This window comes from Pseudonocardia sp. (genome assembly GCF_050246655.1).
Taxonomy (GTDB): domain Bacteria; phylum Actinomycetota; class Actinomycetes; order Mycobacteriales; family Pseudonocardiaceae; genus Pseudonocardia.
The window spans coordinates 1-16,620 of record NZ_JBFWVQ010000117.1; the positions used below are offsets into that span (position 1 = coordinate 1).

Annotated in this window: 17 protein-coding genes and 1 pseudogene; 13 read left to right on the forward strand and 5 right to left on the reverse strand. The window is 73.5% G+C overall.

Annotated elements, in window-relative coordinates; all coding sequences use genetic code 11:
- The 9 genes and pseudogenes from AB7J25_RS25695 to AB7J25_RS25735 form a co-directional block, all read left to right on the forward strand.
- Positions 1-330, forward strand: a pseudogene (locus AB7J25_RS25695) (hypothetical protein); the annotation flags it as partial.
- A gap of 87 nt (positions 331-417) precedes the next feature.
- Entirely contained in the window at positions 418-735 is a 318-nt protein-coding gene (locus tag AB7J25_RS25700; protein ID WP_428513049.1) for a DUF2516 family protein, read from the forward strand.
- The gene (locus AB7J25_RS25705; RefSeq protein ID WP_428513017.1) at positions 732-1,280 is read left to right on the forward strand and encodes a YbaK/EbsC family protein; all 549 of its coding nucleotides are present in this window, start codon (positions 732-734) and stop codon (positions 1,278-1,280) included. Before AB7J25_RS25700 ends, AB7J25_RS25705 begins: the two co-directional genes overlap by 4 nt.
- Entirely contained in the window at positions 1,277-1,744 is a 468-nt protein-coding gene (gene paaI / locus AB7J25_RS25710) for a hydroxyphenylacetyl-CoA thioesterase PaaI (protein ID WP_428513019.1), read from the forward strand. Before AB7J25_RS25705 ends, paaI begins: the two co-directional genes overlap by 4 nt.
- Positions 1,745-1,918: 174 nt before the next feature.
- A complete protein-coding gene (lon, locus tag AB7J25_RS25715) occupies positions 1,919-4,231 on the forward strand; it encodes an endopeptidase La (RefSeq protein ID WP_428513021.1) in 2,313 nt (770 codons plus the stop codon).
- Positions 4,232-4,349: 118 nt separating this feature from the next.
- Positions 4,350-4,781, forward strand: coding sequence for a TIGR03667 family PPOX class F420-dependent oxidoreductase (locus AB7J25_RS25720; RefSeq protein WP_428513023.1), 432 nt, complete (start codon positions 4,350-4,352; stop codon positions 4,779-4,781).
- Between the two features lie 63 nt (positions 4,782-4,844).
- The gene (locus tag AB7J25_RS25725) at positions 4,845-5,210 is read left to right on the forward strand and encodes an ArsR/SmtB family transcription factor (protein ID WP_428513025.1); all 366 of its coding nucleotides are present in this window, start codon (positions 4,845-4,847) and stop codon (positions 5,208-5,210) included.
- Positions 5,197-5,652 carry an SRPBCC domain-containing protein gene (locus AB7J25_RS25730; protein WP_428513027.1) on the forward strand — a complete coding sequence of 152 codons (456 nt, stop codon included), beginning with the start codon at positions 5,197-5,199 and terminating at the stop codon, positions 5,650-5,652. The genes AB7J25_RS25725 and AB7J25_RS25730 overlap by 14 nt, the downstream gene beginning before the upstream one ends.
- Before the next feature lie 99 nt (positions 5,653-5,751).
- The gene (locus tag AB7J25_RS25735; protein WP_428513029.1) at positions 5,752-7,134 is read left to right on the forward strand and encodes an FAD-binding oxidoreductase; all 1,383 of its coding nucleotides are present in this window, start codon (positions 5,752-5,754) and stop codon (positions 7,132-7,134) included.
- Positions 7,135-7,156: 22 nt separating this feature from the next.
- On the opposite strand, the gene purU is transcribed toward AB7J25_RS25735, so the two are convergent.
- Positions 7,157-8,044: a formyltetrahydrofolate deformylase gene (gene purU / locus AB7J25_RS25740; protein ID WP_428513031.1), complete on the reverse strand. Its 888-nt coding sequence runs from the start codon at positions 8,042-8,044 to the stop codon at positions 7,157-7,159.
- Between the two features lie 35 nt (positions 8,045-8,079).
- The gene (locus tag AB7J25_RS25745) at positions 8,080-8,586 is read right to left on the reverse strand and encodes a DUF2505 domain-containing protein (RefSeq protein WP_428513033.1); all 507 of its coding nucleotides are present in this window, start codon (positions 8,584-8,586) and stop codon (positions 8,080-8,082) included.
- Between the two features lie 24 nt (positions 8,587-8,610).
- Here AB7J25_RS25745 and AB7J25_RS25750 point away from each other — a divergent pair, with 24 nt between their 5' ends.
- From AB7J25_RS25750 to AB7J25_RS25760, 3 genes are all read left to right on the forward strand, one after another.
- A complete protein-coding gene (locus tag AB7J25_RS25750; protein WP_428513035.1) occupies positions 8,611-9,636 on the forward strand; it encodes a UDP-N-acetylmuramate dehydrogenase in 1,026 nt (341 codons plus the stop codon).
- Positions 9,633-10,790 carry a L,D-transpeptidase gene (locus AB7J25_RS25755; RefSeq protein ID WP_428513037.1) on the forward strand — a complete coding sequence of 386 codons (1,158 nt, stop codon included), beginning with the start codon at positions 9,633-9,635 and terminating at the stop codon, positions 10,788-10,790. Before AB7J25_RS25750 ends, AB7J25_RS25755 begins: the two co-directional genes overlap by 4 nt.
- 84 nt (positions 10,791-10,874) lie before the next feature.
- Positions 10,875-12,026, forward strand: a complete 1,152-nt coding sequence (locus AB7J25_RS25760; protein ID WP_428513039.1) for a L,D-transpeptidase — start codon at positions 10,875-10,877, stop codon at positions 12,024-12,026.
- 75 nt (positions 12,027-12,101) lie between these two features.
- Here the strand turns inward: AB7J25_RS25760 and AB7J25_RS25765 are convergent, their stop codons facing one another.
- Together AB7J25_RS25765 and AB7J25_RS25770 are read right to left on the reverse strand one after the other, a co-directional pair.
- Complete coding sequence (locus AB7J25_RS25765) at positions 12,102-12,839, reverse strand: SDR family NAD(P)-dependent oxidoreductase (protein WP_428513041.1); 738 nt, start codon at positions 12,837-12,839, stop codon at positions 12,102-12,104.
- Between the two features lie 59 nt (positions 12,840-12,898).
- A complete protein-coding gene (locus AB7J25_RS25770) occupies positions 12,899-13,150 on the reverse strand; it encodes a DUF2530 domain-containing protein (RefSeq protein ID WP_428513043.1) in 252 nt (83 codons plus the stop codon).
- A 50-nt stretch (positions 13,151-13,200) separates the two neighbouring features.
- On the opposite strand from AB7J25_RS25770, the gene AB7J25_RS25775 reads away from it, so the two are divergent.
- Positions 13,201-14,460, forward strand: coding sequence for an MFS transporter (locus AB7J25_RS25775; RefSeq protein ID WP_428513045.1), 1,260 nt, complete (start codon positions 13,201-13,203; stop codon positions 14,458-14,460).
- Positions 14,461-14,554: 94 nt separating this feature from the next.
- On the opposite strand, the gene AB7J25_RS25780 is transcribed toward AB7J25_RS25775, so the two are convergent.
- Positions 14,555-16,620, reverse strand: a 2,066-nt coding sequence (locus AB7J25_RS25780; protein WP_428513047.1) for a heparin lyase I family protein, incomplete at its 5' end; no start/stop codon positions are given.

A 16,620-nucleotide genomic window follows, 5' to 3' on the forward strand; every position in this document is an offset into this window, starting at 1 on the left:
TCCACCTACAACGACAAGTTCGAGGCCCGGGTCGACACGATCGTCGACGACGCCCACGACGCCGCGGAGAAGGCGCTGAGCGCCGTCAGCACCCAGACCCGGTCCACCGGCGAGAAGGTCGCGCAGGTCACCAAGCGCATCACCGGCCGTGCCGCCGAGGGTGTCACCGAGGCGTCCAAGGAGGCCGCCGAGGCGGTGTCCGAGGCCGGAGCGAAGACCGCCGAGGCGATCACCGAGGCCGGCGCCGAGGCGGCCACCACCACCCGCAGCACCACGCGGCGGGCCGCCAACCGCACCCGCCCCGCGACCAAGCCCTCGACCACGAAGTGATCACCAGGTGATCTGACCAGCATCGCGCGGGCGGGCCGGGGATGTGCATCTCCCCGGCCCGCCCGTACTCTTGCCCTTGTGAGCCTGCTGTACGCCCTCGACGACTACGTCATCTTCGCGATCTACCTGGTGGCGGCTCCCGTCGGGGTGTACGCCTTCGTGCATGCGCTCATGCAGCGCGCTGACGCCTTCACCGCCGCGGACAAGCTGACCAAACCTGCCTGGCTGGGCATCACCGGAGCGGGTGCGGCGATCCTCGTGCTGAGCCTCATCACCTACAACCCCGCGGTCGGCGGCATCGGGCTGGGCATCTTCTGGCTCGCCGCCATCATCGCGATCTGCGTGTACATCGTCGACGTGAAGCCCGCGGTCGTCGGCGTGCAGGGCGGTGGCCAGCGCTGGTGAGCTGGCAGGTGCTCGGCACGCTGCGTGCCGTCTCCGCGCTGGAGCGGCCGGACCTGCTCGCCGAGCCGGTCGAGCGCACCCTGAAGGGCCTCGACGACGCCGCGCTCGTCGGCGTGGCGGAGATCGACCCCGAGCTCGCCGACACCGCCGCGTTCTGTGCCGCGTACTCCTCGCCGCCGGAGGCCTCGGCGAACTGCGTCGTCGTGGCCGGGCGCCGCGGCGACGAGACGCGCTACGCCGCATGCCTCGTCCTCGCCACCACCCGGGCCGACGTCAACGGGCTCGTCCGCAAGCGCCTGGGTGCCCGCAAGGCGTCGTTCGCGCCGATGGACGACGCCGTCGCCCTCACCGGCATGGAGTACGGGGGCATCACCCCGGTCGGGCTGCCCGAGGGCTGGCCGCTGCTGGTCGACCCGGCCGTCGCGGCGGCGGAGGCGGTGGTCGTCGGGAGCGGTGTGCGCCGCTCGAAGCTGGCCGTCCCGGGGGCCCTCGTCGCGGCGCTGCCCGGTGCGGAGGTGCTCGACGGGCTCGGCAGGCCGGGGTGAGTGCCGGCCCCGACGCCGAGGCGGGGTACGCGGAGGCTCAGGACGTGGCGGACCGCGTGGCCGCCGCGATGCTGCGCTCGGACCGGGCCGCGGTCACAGCGGGCCTGCGGCTGGTCGGCGTGTCACCGGGCGCCGCGACGGTCGCGATGCGGGTCGAGGAGCGCCACGTCAACGGGCACGGGGTGTGCCACGGCGGGTTCCTGTTCCTGCTCGCGGACGCCGCGATGGCCTACGCCTGCAACAGCCACGGCGTCTCGACGCTCGCCTCCGGAGCCGACATCGCGTTCCTGCGCCCCGCGGCGCTCGGGGACGAGCTGGTGGCGCACGCCGTCGAGCGGGCGCTGGCCGGCCGGTCGGGGCTCTACGACGTCACAGTGCGGATCGGGGACGGGCCGGACGCCACCGTCGTCGCCGAGTTCCGCGGCCGCACCCGTCAGGTCCCCGGCCTCGCACCCCCGACCTGACCCCACGCCTCGCCCCGTCGAGAACGACGTTGTGCTGATCAACGGGGCATTCTGGGCTGCGTAATGTCGTTCTCGACGGTGACCACCGCGGACGGCTGACACGGTCACCGTTCACCGACGGCGGACGTGGTTGAACCTTGGAACATTGTCAACGGTGTAAGCGTTGCACCGGCCATGACAGACATGCTGAAGCTGCCGGTGCTTCCGCTGACCGACTCGGTGGTGCTGCCCGGCATGGTGGTTCCACTCCGGCTCGACGAGTCGGAGACGCAGGCGGCGGTCGACGCGGCGCGCAGCACCGACGGTGACGGCCGGGTCCTGCTCGTCCCCCGCCCCGACGGCCGCTACGGCCCGGTGGGCACGGTCGCCGTCCTGGAGCAGGTCGGGCGCCTGCCCGGAGGGGAGAAGGCCGCCGTCGTGCGCGGCGAGGGCCGCGCCCGCATCGGAGCCGGTGTGACCGGCCCGGGCTCGGCGCTGTGGGTCGAGGCGGCCCCGATGCCCGACGCCCCCGCGACCGGGCGCACCCAGGAGCTCGCGAAGGAGTACAAGGCGCTCGTCGTCGGCCTGCTCCAGCAGCGGGGCGCCTGGCAGGTCATCGACACCGTCCAGCAGATCACCGACCCCGGCCAGCTCGCCGACACCGCGGGCTGGGCCTCCTACCTCACCCAGGACCAGAAGACGCAGCTGCTCGGCGAGGCCGACCCCACGGCCCGTCTGGAGCTGCTGGTGACGTGGACGAAGGACCACGTCGCCGAGCAGGAGGTCTCGGAGAAGATCTCCCAGGACGTCCGCGAGGGCGTCGAGAAGACCCAGCGGGAGTTCCTGCTACGCCAGCAGCTCGCCGCGATCCGCAAGGAGCTCGGTGAGGGCGACGCGGACGGGGAGAACGACTACCGCGCCCGCGTGGAGGCCGCCGACCTGCCCGAGCACGTCCGCACGGCCGCGCTCAAGGAGGTCGACAAGCTGGAGCGCACGTCGGACCAGAGCCCGGAGGGCGGCTGGATCCGCACGTGGCTCGACACCGTGCTCGACATCCCGTGGAGCACCCGCACCGACGACAACGACGACCTCGTCGCCGCCCGCGCGGTGCTCGACGCCGACCACGCCGGGCTGGACGACGTGAAGGAGCGGCTCGTCGAGTTCCTCGCCGTCCGCTCGCGCCGCGCCCGCAAGGGTCTGGGCTCGGTCGGCGGCCGGGGTGGTGGCGCGGTGCTCGCGCTCGTCGGCCCGCCCGGCGTCGGCAAGACGTCGCTGGGCGAGTCCGTGGCCCGCGCGATGGGCCGCAAGTTCGTCCGGGTCGCCCTGGGCGGCGTGCGGGACGAGGCCGAGATCCGCGGCCACCGGCGCACCTACGTCGGCGCCCTGCCGGGACGGATCGTCCGCGCGATCCGCGAGGCCGGTTCGATGAACCCGGTCGTGCTGCTCGACGAGATCGACAAGGTCGGCAGCGACTTCCGCGGCGACCCCACGGCGGCGCTGCTCGAGGTGCTCGACCCGGCGCAGAACCACACGTTCCGCGACCACTACCTCGAGGTCGACCTCGACCTGTCCGACGTGCTGTTCCTCGCGACGGCCAACGTCGGAGAGGCCATCCCCGGCCCGCTCGCGGACCGCATGGAGGCCGTCACGCTCGACGGCTACACCGAGGCGGAGAAGGTCGCCATCGCGCGCGACCACCTGCTGCCGCGGCAGGTCGAGAAGGCCGGCCTGGAGCCCTCGGACGTGGAGTTCTCCGACGTCGCGCTCGGCATGATCGCCGCCGAGTACACCCGCGAGGCGGGCGTGCGGCAGCTGGAGCGGGGGCTCGCGAAGGTCCTGCGCAAGGTCGCGGTCGCGCTCGACGGCGGCGCCGAGGCGCCCGTCCACGTCGACGCGGACGCCCTGGTCACCTACCTGGGACGGCCGAAGTTCACGCCCGAGTCGGCCGAGCGGACGTCCACCCCGGGCGTGGCGACGGGGCTGGCCGTCACCGGTGCGGGTGGGGACGTCCTGTTCATCGAGGCCACCGCCATGGACGGCGACGCCGGCCTGACCGTCACCGGCCAGCTCGGCGACGTCATGAAGGAGTCGGTCTCGATCGCCCTGTCCTACCTGCGCTCCCGCGGGCTGGCCGGGAACCTGGCGTCGCGCAAGCTGCACGTGCACGTCCCCGCGGGCGCTGTCCCGAAGGACGGGCCGAGCGCGGGTATCACGATGACCACTGCGCTCGCGTCGCTCGCGTCCGGGCGACCGGTGCGCTCGACGGTCGGCATGACCGGCGAGGTGACGCTGCAGGGCAAGGTGCTCCCGATCGGTGGCGTCAAGCAGAAGCTGCTCGCCGCCCACCGCGCCGGGCTCACCGACGTGATCATCCCGAAGCGCAACGAGCCCGATCTCGACGACCTGCCCGAGTCGGTGCGCGCGCAGCTGCGGGTGCACCCGGTGGCCGACGTCGCCGAGGTGCTGGAGCTGGCCCTGGAGCCGGTGCCCCAGGCCGCCGCGGCCTGACGGCACACAACGAGCGGCCCGTTCGTCCAACCAGGTTGGACGAACGGGCCGCTCGAAGCCCGACAGTATGTGTTGGCACGGAGGTCACCGCGCCACCGCGCCACCAAGGGAGGCCCTGATGACGACAGTCCTGCCCGATCCGTCCACCGACTTCGGCGCCCGCGTCGCGCGGCGGCTGCGCGACGAGCCGGTCGGCTGGCTCACCGTCGTGGACGGTGCGGGCCGCCCGCAGCCCGCACCGGTCTGGTTCCTCTGGGACGGCGCGACGGCGCTGATCTACAGCGCCGGGGACGCGAAGCGGCTCGACCACATCCGAGCGAACCGCCACGTCAGCCTCCACCTCGACGGTGACGGCCGTGGCGGCGACATCGTCGTGCTCAGCGGGGACGTCGCCGAGGCTCCGGACGAGCCCCCGGTGCCGGGCAACGCCGCGTACCTCACGAAGTACGGGGAGTGGATCTCCGGCGGGCCGTGGAAGACCCCGGAGGTCTTCGCCGAGACGTACTCGGTGGCGCTGCGGTTCACCCCACGCCGCGTGCGCGGGCACTGACCACGGGCCGCTCGCCTGATCTGTGCACTTGTTGGTTAATTAAGCCTGTGATTACATATCCGGGTGGACGTCTTCGCGGTGCTCGCCGACCCCGTCCGCCGGGAGATCGTCGAGCTGCTGGCGGACGGCCCGGTGGGCGCCGGGGAGATCGCGGAGCGGTTCCCCGTCACCCGGCCCGCGGTGAGCAGGCACCTGCGTGTGCTGCGCGAGTCCGGGCTCGTCCGCTCGTCGGTGCGGGGCCAGCACCGCGTCTACGCGCTGGACCGCGCTGGGCTGCGTGCGCTCGACGGGTGGCTGGAGCGGTTCCGACCCCTCCCCGGTGACGGCCGCGCCCTGCCCGGACCCGCCCGCCGGCTGGACGCCCTCGACACCGAGCTGCGCCGCGGGCGCAGCAGGCGAACCCCTGGAGATACCCGTGACACAGGCTGACCGGCAGCTGATCCTGCACCGCGACTACACCGAACCCGTCGAGGACGTCTGGGCAGCGTTCACCGAGTCCGAGCGTCTGGGCCGCTGGATCGGCACCTACTCCGGCACCGGGCGACCCGGCGGGACGGTCGAGTTCACGGTGACGGGCGAGGTCGACGCCGGCGGCGAGGTGGCCGCACCCGTCACCGTCACGATCCACGAGTGCGACGCCCCGCACCGGCTCGTCGTCGAGATCCCGGAGGGGGACGGCCGCGCCTGGGTCGTGGCGGTCACGCTCGAACGCGCCGCAGGCGGGACGGCGCTGCAGTTCGAGCAGCGGCTGGCCGAGGGGCTGGGCGTCGAGGACGTCGCCGCAGGCTGGAACTGGTATCTCGACCGGCTGGGCGCCTCGCTGCGCGGCACGCCGATGCCGGACTGGTCGGCCTACGCTCCCGGCGACTGACACCTCACCACGGAGATCCGGGGCGGCGCTGCGCGATCCGCCCCCGGTCGGCGCCGCGAACCCCTAGCCTGAGCGCCGCATCCGAGCCCAGGGGGCGACATGACCAGCACGCTCGACGTCACGGACCTGCGCACACTCATGACCGGGCCGGTGGTGCGGCCCGGCGACGCGGGCTACGACCGCGCGGCGCTCCTGTGGAACGGCGACATCGAGCGCAGCCCGGCGGCGGTCGCGCGCTGCACCGGCACCGCGGACGTGGCGGCCGCGCTCGCGTTCGCCCGCGACCGGGGCCTCGCGGTCGCCGTGCGCGGCGGCGGCCACAGCTACTCGGGTGCGTCGATCCCCGAGGACGGCCTCGTGATCGACCTCGGGCCGATGAACGGCGTCGTCGTGGACCCGGCCGCGCGGCGGGCCCGCGTCGGGGGCGGAGCGACGCTCGCCGAGCTCGACGCGGCCACACAGGCACACGGGCTCGCGGTCACCGGCGGCACGGTCAGCCATACCGGGGTGGGCGGGCTCACCCTCGGCGGCGGTCTCGGCTGGCTCGTCCGCCGCCACGGGCTGAGCATCGACAACCTCGTGTCGGCGGAGATCGTGCTCGCCGACGGCCGGGTGGTCCGGGCCTCGGAGGCCGAGCACCCCGACCTGTTCTGGGCGTTGCGTGGCGGCGGGGGCAACTTCGGCGTCGTCACCGAGCTCGAGTTCACGGTGCACGAGGTGGGGCCGCTGGTCCACGTCGGGCTCGTGTTCTTCGGGACGGACCGCGCGGAGCAGGCCGTCCGGGCAGGGCGCGACGTGCTGTCGGCGCTGCCCCGTTCCGCGGGCGGGGCGGTCGTCGGGCTGAACGCCCCACCGGCGCCGTTCGTCCCTCCGGAGCACCGGCTCGCTCCGGTGGTGTGTGTGTTCGTCGCCGGGTTCGGCGGCGCCGAGGAGCTCGACGCGTCGCTCGCCCCGCTGCGCGCCGCCGGGCCGCTGTTCGAGGCCGTCCTGCCGATGCCCTACACCGCGCTGCAGCAGATGCTGGACGCCGGGGCACCGTGGGGGATCCGTGCCTACTCGAACAACCTGTTCCTCGACGAGGTCACGGACGCGGCGGCGGACGTGTTCGCCGACGGGGTGCGCCGCCGGGCCTCGCGGATGAGCCAGGCGTTCCTGTTGGCCCTCGGCGGCCGCTACGGCGACGTCGCCGACGGGGACACCGCGTTCGGCGGGCCGCGCTCGGCCCGCTTCGTCGCGGTGCTGGAGGCGCTCGCACCGGACGCGGAGACCCTCGCGGCGGACCGCGGCTGGGTGCGGGAGACCGCGGCGGCCCTGCGGCCGTTCGCGACGAGCGGGGGCGGGTACGTCAATGTGCTGGCCGAGATCGACGAGGAACGGGTCCGCGCCTCGTACGGCGCGAAGTACGACCGCCTCGCCCGCATCAAGGCCGCGTACGACCCGGGCAACGTCTTCCGGTCCAACGCGAACATCAAGCCGGCGTGAACCGCCCGCCACCGCGATCGCGCTACCGGAACACCACCGTCTTGTTCCCGTGCACCAGCACCCGGTCCTCCAGGTGCCAGCGCAGACCCCTGGCCAGCACGAGCCGCTCGATGTCGCGGCCGCGGCGCACCATGTCCGGCACGGTGTCGCCGTGGTCGACGCGGATGACGTCCTGCTCGATGATCGGGCCCGCGTCGAGGTCCGCGGTGGCGTAGTGGCAGGTCGCCCCGATCAGCTTGACGCCGCGGGCGTGCGCCTGGTGGTACGGGCGGGCACCCGCGAACGACGGCAGGAAGCTGTGGTGGATGTTGATCGCCCGGCCCGCCCATTCCTCGCACAGGTGCGCGGGCAGGATCTGCATGAACCGGGCGAGCACGATCGCGTCCGGCGCGTGGTCGTCGACGATCTGGCGCACCTTCTCGAACGCGACGACCTTGGCCTGCTCCTTGCGCGGGTCCGCGCGTCCGGGGAACGGGACGTGGTGGAACGGCACGCCGTGGGCGCGCACGAGGTCGCCGAGGTCGTCGTGGTTGCCGATCACGGCGTCCAGCGTCACGGGCAGCTCGCCGGCGGAGATGCGGCCGAGCAGGTCGTGCAGGCAGTGCGGTTCCCGGGTGACGAGCAGGACGGCGTGCTTGTCGACGCCGGTGTCGGTCACCCGCCAGGTCGCCTCCGGGCCGAAGCCGGCGGCCACCTCCGCGAAGCGGTCGCGCAGTTCATCCACGCCGAAGGGCAGCGAGTCCGCCCGCACGACCTGGCGGGTGAAGAACCAGTTCTCCGCCGGGTCGGAGTGATAGCCGGCCTCGACGATCCAGCCACCCGCGTCGGCGAGGAACCCGGCGATCCGGGCGACGATGCCCGTCGTGTCGGGGCAGGCGAGGGTGATGGCGAAGCGGCGGTCGTCGTCCACCCGCGCGATGGTGCCAGCCGGCCGGTCAGCGCCGGTCAGCGGTGGGCGGCGATCCAGTCCATCGTGAAGCGGGTCTCAGCGGCCAGCAGCTGCCGCACCTGCTCGGCGACGATGCCCTCGATCTTGCCCCCGACGAACGGCACCGAGACGGTGACGTCGGCGCGCACGTCGAACGCGGAGCCGCCGCCCGCCACGTCCGCGAGCCGCATCCCGCCCGACGCGGACGCCGGGGTGCCCGCGATGGTCACCTCCACGGTGCCCGCGTAACGGCCCGGCCGCTCGCGGCGCAGGGTCTCCGTGCGCTCGATCACGATCGTCGAGGGCAGGAATCCCGCGACGAACGACGGCAGGTCCTTCGCGTCCAGGCCGTGCCGCAGCGCGTACCGCGCGCCGTCCGCGTCCGCCTTGTGCTCCAGAAGGGCGGCGCCCGGGCCGCCCATCTGGCGCAGGCGGGCGGAGAGGAAATCGGCGTCGACCATGACCGTGTACACGTCCTGCGCCGGGTATTCCGACGCGGCGCGGTACGCCAGCGAGCGTGCCATCCGCGCAGGCTACCGTTGACCGCCGTGGCGCCACCCGACTCGCTCGCCCCGCACACCACGCTGCGGCTCGGTGGCCCGGCGGACCGCCTGGACCGGGCCGACACCGCGGCCGACGTCGTGGACCTGTTCCGCGAGGCGGACGCCGCGGGAGAGCCGGTGGTGCTGCTCGGTGGCGGGTCGAACGTCGTGATCGCCGACGAGGGCGTGCGCGGGCGGGTCGTGCTGCTCTGCGGCACCGGCCGCTCGGCAGTGCGCGGCACCGACGGCACGGTGCTGCTCACCGTCGAGGCGGGCGAGGACTGGGACGGGGTCGTGGCGGCGGCGGTCGCGGACGGGCTCGGCGGGATCGAGTGCCTGTCCGGGATCCCCGGACGGGCCGGGGCCACACCGGTGCAGAACGTCGGCGCGTACGGCACGGAGATCGGGGACGTCCTCGTCGACGTCGACCTCTACGACCGCCCGGGCGGCACCGTCCGCACCGTGCCCGCGGTGGCACTCGGCCTGGGCTACCGCACGAGCGTGCTGCGCGGCCGCGCCGACGCGATCGTCCTGCGGGTGCGGCTGCGGCTCACCGCGGACGGCCTGTCCGCACCGGTGCGCTACGAGGAGCTCGCGGGCGAGCTCGGGGTACCCACCCACACGCGGGTGCCGGTGGCGGCCGCCCGCGAGGCCGTGCTGGCGCTGCGCCGCCGCAAGGGCATGGTGCTCGACGCCGACGACCACGACACGTGGAGCGCGGGCTCGTTCTTCACCAACCCGATCGTCGTCGCCGAAGCCGCCCCGGAGGGCGTGCGGGCCTGGCCCGCCGGCCCGGGCCGGGTCAAGCTCTCGGCCGCCGCGCTCATCGAGCGGGCCGGGTTCCGACGGGGGCACCCCGGCCCGGGCGGGCGGGTGGCGCTCTCGGGCAAGCACGTGCTCGCCCTCACGAACCGGGGCGGCGCCACCACCTCCGACCTGCTCGGACTCGCCCGCGAGGTGCGCGACGGGGTCCGGGGGCGGGTCGGTGTCGAACTCGTCCCCGAGCCGGTACTCGTAGGGTGTGCGTGGTGAAGGGCAAGCGCAAGATCGGCCTGTGGCTGGCCGTGATCCTGGTGGGTGCCCTGGGGATCACGTTCGTCGCCACCGGGTTGCCGAGGTCCGGGCCGCCCGCCCTGTTCGGCGAGCCCGCCGCCGTCGCCTACGGCGCCGCCACCGACGTCGCCCCGCTGGACCCGGTGTCGGTGACCGTGACGGACGGCACGTTCGCCGACGTGGCGCTGGTCGCGCCCGACGGCACCCCCGTCGAGGGCACGCTGGACGCGGCCCGCACGACGTGGACCAGCAGCGGGTCGCTGGCCTACGCCACCACCTACGCCTGGCGCGGCAGCGCGACCGGCACGGACGGCTCCACCACGCCGCTGGAGGGCACCGTCGCGACGGTGACGCCGAAGCCCGAGGTCCGCGGCACGATCAACATCGGGGACGGGCGCACCGTCGGGATCGCCGCGCCCATCGCCATCCAGTTCGACGCCCACGTGGCCGACCGGGCGGCCGTCGAGCAGGCGCTGTCGGTCACGACGTCCGTGCCCGTCGAGGGGGCGTGGGGCTGGCTGCCGGACGAGGGCGGCGGCTCGCGCGTGCACTGGCGGCCGAAGGAGTACTGGCCCGCCGGGACGAAGGTCACCGTCTCCGCGAAGCTCTTCGGCGTCCCCTACGGCGACGGCGCCTGGGGCTCGCGCGACGTGAGCACCAGCTTCTCGATCGGCGCTGCCCAGGTCGTCAAGGCGGACGTGAACAGCCACCGCCTGCTCGTCGTCCGGGACGGGCGGACGGTCGCGAACTTCCCCGCCAGCTACGGCCTCGACGACGACCCGAACCGCAACACCCGCTCCGGCATCCACGTCGTCACGGAGAAGTTCGAGAACCGCCGCATGATCAGCGAGCAGTTCGACTACGACGTCGTCATGCAGTGGGCCGTGCGGATGAGCAACAACGGCGAGTTCATCCACGCCAACCCCAACACCACCTCGGTGCAGGGCTCGGCGAACGTCAGCCACGGCTGCGTCAACCTCTCCACCGCCGACGCGAAGACCTACTACGACATGGCCCGCTACGGCGACCCCGTCGAGGTCACCGGGTCGAACGTGCGCCTCGCCGAGCGGGACGGCGACATCTGGGACTGGACGCTCTCCTGGGAGCAGTGGAAGTCACTGTCCGCACTCTGACGCGACCCGATCGGGGGTCAACCTTCCGGCTGTGTCACTCGTCTTCTCTACGGGGGAACGAACTCGGCCGGAGAGGGCAGCGGTGTGCGCAAGCTGGTGTGGGGGATCGTCGGTGCGGTCGTCGGGCTGGTCGCGGCCCTGACGCTCGCCGTACCGCAGGCCGGGGCCGTCGAGCTCCTCGCCCGGCCCGCGACGGTCACCTACGACCCGGTGGACGGCGCCACGGACGTCGAGCCGCGTGCCGTGGCCTCCGCGTCCGTCGCGAACGGCGCCTTCGAGAAGGTCGAGCTGACCGGCTCGGACGGCACCACCGTCCGCGGCGGGTTCGACGGCGGCCGCACCCGCTGGACCAGCACCGCCCCGCTGCACTACGCCACCACCTACACCTGGCGCGGCATCGCGCGCGGGGACGACGACCGGGCCGTCGAGCTGGGCGGATCGTTCTCCACGTTCGCCCCGGAGTCCACGATGGGCGCCTCATTCAACGTCGACGACGACCAGGTCGTCGGCGTCGCGACACCCGTCATGGTCCGGTTCGACGGTCACGTCGCGGACCGCGCGTCGGCGGAGCGGGCCCTCTCGCTCACCACCTCGGTGCCGGTCGAGGGCGCCTGGGGCTGGCTGCCCGACGAGGAGGGCCGGTCCCGCGTCCACTGGCGGCCGCGGGAGTACTGGCCCGCCGGCACGGAGGTCGCCGTGTCCGCGTCGCTGCTCGGGGTGTCCCTCGGCGACGGTGTCCACGGCGCCCGCGACGTCACCGTCCGGTTCCGCATCGGCCCGGCCCAGGTCGTGAAAGCGGACGTGCGGAGCCATCGCATGAAGGTCTTCCGCGACGGCGCCCAGGTCGCCGACTACCCCGCGAGCTACGGGGTGGACGCCGACCCCGAGCGGACGACCCGCTCCGGCATCCACGTCGTCAGCGAGACGTTCGACCAGCGCCGCATGATCAGCGAGCGGTTCGACTACGACGTCGTCATGAAGTGGGCCGTGCGGATCAGCAACAACGGCGAGTTCATCCACGCGAACCCGAACACGACCGCCGAGCAGGGGCGCGCCAACGTCAGCCACGGGTGCGTCAACCTGTCGGAGGGAGACGCCAAGGCCTACTACGACATGGTGCAGTACGGCGATCCCGTCGAGGTGACGGGTTCGGGCGTGCAGCTGTCGGCCCGCGACGGCGACATCTGGGACTGGACGCTGTCCTGGCAGCAGTGGCGGGCGCTGTCGGCACTGTGACCGGGTGGCCCCGTCGAGAACGACGTTGTGCTGATCAACAGGGCCCTTTCGGCTGCGTAACGTCGTTCTCGACGGTCAGCCCCCGCGGTAGGCGCGCATCGCGGTGGCCTGCGCCCGCGGCTTGAGCACCACCAGGTCGATGTTGACGTGCGACGGGCGCGTCGCGGTGAACGCGATCACGTCCGCCACGTCCTCCGCGGACAGCGGCGTGAGGCCCTCGTAGACCTTGTCCGCCTTCTCCTGGTCGCCCTCGAACCGGACCACCGAGAACTCGGTATCCACCATCCCCGGCGCGATCTCGGTCAGCCGGACCGGCTTGCCGAGCAGCTCCCCGCGCAGCGTGCGGTGCAGCATCGCCTGGGCGTGCTTCGCGCCGGTGTAGCCCGCGCCGTTGTCGTAGACCTCCAGCGCCGCCACGGACGTGACCGTGACGATGTGCCCGTCACCCGAGGCGATCAGTGCCGGGAGCAGGGCCTTCGTCATCCGCAGCGTGCCGATGACGTTCGTCTCGTACATCCATCGCCAGTCCTGCTCGTCGGCCTCCGCGACCGGTTCGAGACCCTTCGCGCCACCGGCGTTGTTGACCAGTAGCCGGCACTCGGGAACCTGCGCGACGAACGCCGCCACCGAGTCGGTGTCCGTCACGTCCAGCGGGAGGGCGACGCCGTCGATCTCGGCGGCGAGCGGCTCGAGACGGTCCAGGCGCCGGGCCCCGAGGACGACGCGGAAGCCGCACTTGGCCAGGGCGCGGGCGGTGGCGGCGCCGATGCCGGAGCTGGCGCCGGTGACGACGGCGGTGGGGCGGGTGCTCATGCGTCCAGCCTAGGAGCACCGCCGGTGGCGGACCGGGTGCGTCACCGCGGTCCGGGCCCTCATTCCAGCCCGGTCTGCGCCGAGCGGCTCCCGCGCCGGGCGGCGGCCCGCTGCCACGTGAAGATCCCCCAGCCCACGGCGCCGAGGAGGGCACCCGCCACGCAGGTCGAGAACCAGACGTCCAGCGGGCGGCCCGTCAGCAGGTGGGCGGCCAGCAGCGCGACCGCAGCGCCGGCCCAGAGCACCGAACCGACACCGATCACCGTGCTGATCCGGCTCAGCCTGGCCGGGAGCGCGGGCGGGTCCAACACGATCGACAGCCTACGGGTGTCCGAACTAGTTGATGTAAGCTAACGAAATCGTGGCCACCGTCGTCTCCTCCACCCGCGTACGGGTGTTCTCCTCGCTCGCCGTGCCCAACTACCGGCTGTTCGCCGGTGGTCAGGTCGTGTCGCTCGCGGGGACGTGGATGCAGCGCGTCGCCCAGGACTGGCTGGTCCTCGACCTCTCCGGCGGCAGTGCCACCGCTCTCGGCGTCGCGGCGGCGCTCCAGTTCTCCCCGACGATCCTCCTGTCCCTCTACGGCGGCGTCCTCGCCGACCGTATCGACAAGCGCCGCATGCTGGTCGCGCTGCAGGCCGGGATGGGCCTCTGCGCCCTGGTCCTCGGCCTGGCCGTCGTCGGCGGGGTCGTCGCCCTCTGGCACGTCTACATGTTGTGCGCCGTCCTCGGCTGCTTCTCCGCGCTGGAGGTGCCGGTCCGTCAGGCGTTCGTCGTCGAGCTGGTCGGACCGGAGCAGGTCGGCAACGCCGTCGCGCTCAACTCGATGAACTTCAACCTCGCCCGCATCGTCGGCCCGTCGATCGCCGGGGTGCTCATCGCGGCGATCGGCAGCGGCTGGGTCTTCCTCGCCAACGCCGCGAGCTTCGCCGCCGTGATCGCCGGCCTGCTGCTCATGGACCCGGGCCGGCTGCACCGCGCGGAACCCGTGCCGCGCGAACCCGGGCAGCTGCGTGCCGGCCTGCGGTACGTCCGCGACCGGCCCGACCTCGTCGCCGTGCTCGCGCTGGTCTTCCTCGTCTCGACGTTCGGGATCAACTTCTACCTGACCCTCGCCGTCCTTGCCCGCACCGTCTTCGCGCGCGGCCCCGAGACCTACGGGCTGTTCACCGCCCTGCTCGCCGTCGGCTCGGTGTGCGGCGCGGTCGTGGCGGCACGCCGGGCCGGCCGCCCCCGGCTGCGGGCGGTCACCGCGTTCGCGCTGCTGTTCGGGGTGCTCCTCACACTGCTCGGGGTCATGCCGACGGTCACCCTCGCCTGCGTGACGCTCGTCCCGCTCGGCATCGCGACGTTGCTCTTCACCACCGCGGCGAACGCGACGGTCCAGCTCTCGGTCGACCCGGCGCTGCGCGGGCGGATCATGGGGCTCTACATCCTGCTGTTCCTCGGCGGGACGCCGCTCGGAGCGCCGCTGCTCGGCATCGTCGCCGAGCGGTTCGGCGGCCGCTCACCGCTGGTGGCGGGCGGTGCTGTGACGATCGCGTCGGTGGTCGTCGTCGCACTCGTCCTGTGGTGGCGGGGCCGCTCAAGGATCACCACTTGTGCCGATCGCGGAGGTTAGGCTAACCTCATGCACGTCGCTTCGTGGTGGGAGCGGCGCGTCAGTTCGGGACACGAAGGGCCCCGGCCGCCTCCAGGCCGGGGTCCTTCGGACGTCAGGCCCCGTGGATCGTGAAGTCGTCGAACAGCACCTCCGCGTCACCCGCCGCGTTCGGGTCGCGGTAGATGCCCATCTTCAGGTAGTTGGCCTCGTCGGTCATGGTCGGTCGGGCGGTGCGGGGCACGGTCTGCACCCCGTTCTCCCAGGCCTCCACGAACCCGTCGCCCGTGGAGAACCCGACGTGCAGGACGTAGTCGACCCACTCGCCGCGGCGGATCGGGCCGATCGTCTCCCGCGGGGCGTCGACGCCGTCGCCGCCGATGTCGAGGCTGCCGCGGCTGATGTCGAGTGCGAGCGGCGGTGAGCCCGAGTTCGACTTCTGGTGCCACTGCATGACGATGTTCCAGCCGCCGTCCGGGTCGGGGAAGTCGGCGGGGAACTTCATCGACCACGTGTACCAGCGGTCGTCGCCTTCCTCGACCAGCGTGCCCGGGTTGTTGCCGTCGCGGACCTCGGAGCGCTCGCCGCCCATCTCGGCCTCCTCGCCGTCGATGACCGAGAACTGCGCGACCAGCCCGCGCTCGGGGTCCTCGGCGACCCCCATCCCGTCGGAGACGGTCGCCTCGGCGCAGTCGCCGTTGATCCCCGCGCCCTGGCAGGTGCCCCACTTCCCGAGATGACCGCTCTCGAAGTCGTCGTGGAAGAGAGCCGTGACGGTCGCGGGGAGGACGTCGGTGGCGGTGCCCGTCCCGGTCCCGGTGGCGGTATTGCCCGTGCCGGGCAACGGGGCCGTCACGACGGGCCCCTCGGCGAGGATGGCGAGGAGTTCCTCGCCGAGCTGCTGCATCGCCGGGTCGGTGCTGGCGCGCAGTGCCCGGGCGAGGTCCCGGATCGCGCGGTCGAGCGCCGCGGCCGGGCCGGTGGCGGACGTGGCGGAGCCGGTGCGGGTGCTCGTGCTGTCGGTGCCGGTGCTCCCGGTGCTCCCGGTGCTACGGCTGTCGGTGCTGCCGTCGCTGCCTGCCGTGCCGCCGTTCCGCGGGCGGGGTGAGGCGGTGCCGCCGGGCCGCGATCCGCCGGCGTCCTGGTCGGAGTCGGCGTCCTGCTCGGAGTCGGCGTCCCGGTCGGAGCTGGCGTCTTGGTCGGATCCGGTGTCCTCGTCGGAGTCACGGGACTGCGCGTCGGCGCCGCGCTCGTCGGACGAGCCGCGCGTGCCGCCGCCGGCGGGTCGGTCCGCATCCCGGTCGTCGTCGTTCCCGGCCGGCCAGAGCGGAGCCGTGAACCCCATGACCGACTCGAGGATGCGTCCGGTCAGGTCCGTGATCGACGCGGCGAGGTCGAGCCCGGCCGCGGCGGCCTCGGGGGAGTCGCTGCAGGTGCCGGTCGGGGACGGCGTCTGCGTGGTGTCCGGACGGGTACGGTTCGGCCCGTCCGCTCCGCCCGTGCGGGGAGTCGATCCGGTCTTGTCCGGCTGCGTGCCGCCGCCGGCCGCGCCGCCGGACTGCGCGTCGTCGGTGCCGGTTGCCCCACCCCGAGCGGTGCCGTCCCGCCCGGCTGTGCCGTCGCGTGACGGACGACCCGTGGCCGTCCCGCTCTGGCCGGCGCCGGTGCCGTCCGTGCGCCCGGTGCCGCTCGTAGCTCCCGTGCCGCTGTCCGCCTCGTCCCCGGTGGCGGCAGCTCCGCCCGAGCCTCCTGCCGGGGCCGTGGCGGGCTCCGGTGGCTCGGGTTCCGACGCACCCTCCGCGGGCGCGCCTCCCAGCGGGACGGGTGTCAGCCACCCGTCGGGGCCCGGGTCCTCGCCATCGGGCGGCTCGACGGGGGACCCGAGCAGCCCGCCGGCGGTGGCCGGGGCGATCGGGACCACCCCGGCCGCCCCGTGCGCGGGCAGCGCGGCGAGGACCTTCTCCCGGATCAGGTCGCCCAACTGCGGATCCGTGGGATCGCGCCGGGCGGCGGCCGTCAGCTCGGCCACGATCTCCCGCAGCTCCTCCGGCGACAGCGCCGAGGACGACGACCGGTGCGCGCAGTACAGCGTTCCCGCAGGTACGGGTACGGCGACGCCGCCCAGGCCGACGACGGTCGCGGCCATGGCGGCGAGGACGGGATCGATCATCATGACGGGTC

Coding starts and splice junctions, on each gene's coding strand:
- lon (WP_428513021.1), top strand. CDS start 1,919: ATGACAGACATGCTGAAGCTGCCGGTGCTTCCGCTGACCGACTCGGTG.
- AB7J25_RS25720 (WP_428513023.1), top strand. CDS start 4,350: ATGACGACAGTCCTGCCCGATCCGTCCACCGACTTCGGCGCCCGCGTC.
- AB7J25_RS25735 (WP_428513029.1), top strand. CDS start 5,752: ATGACCAGCACGCTCGACGTCACGGACCTGCGCACACTCATGACCGGG.
- AB7J25_RS25745 (WP_428513033.1), bottom strand. CDS start 8,586: ATGGCACGCTCGCTGGCGTACCGCGCCGCGTCGGAATACCCGGCGCAG.
- AB7J25_RS25765 (WP_428513041.1), bottom strand. CDS start 12,839: ATGAGCACCCGCCCCACCGCCGTCGTCACCGGCGCCAGCTCCGGCATC.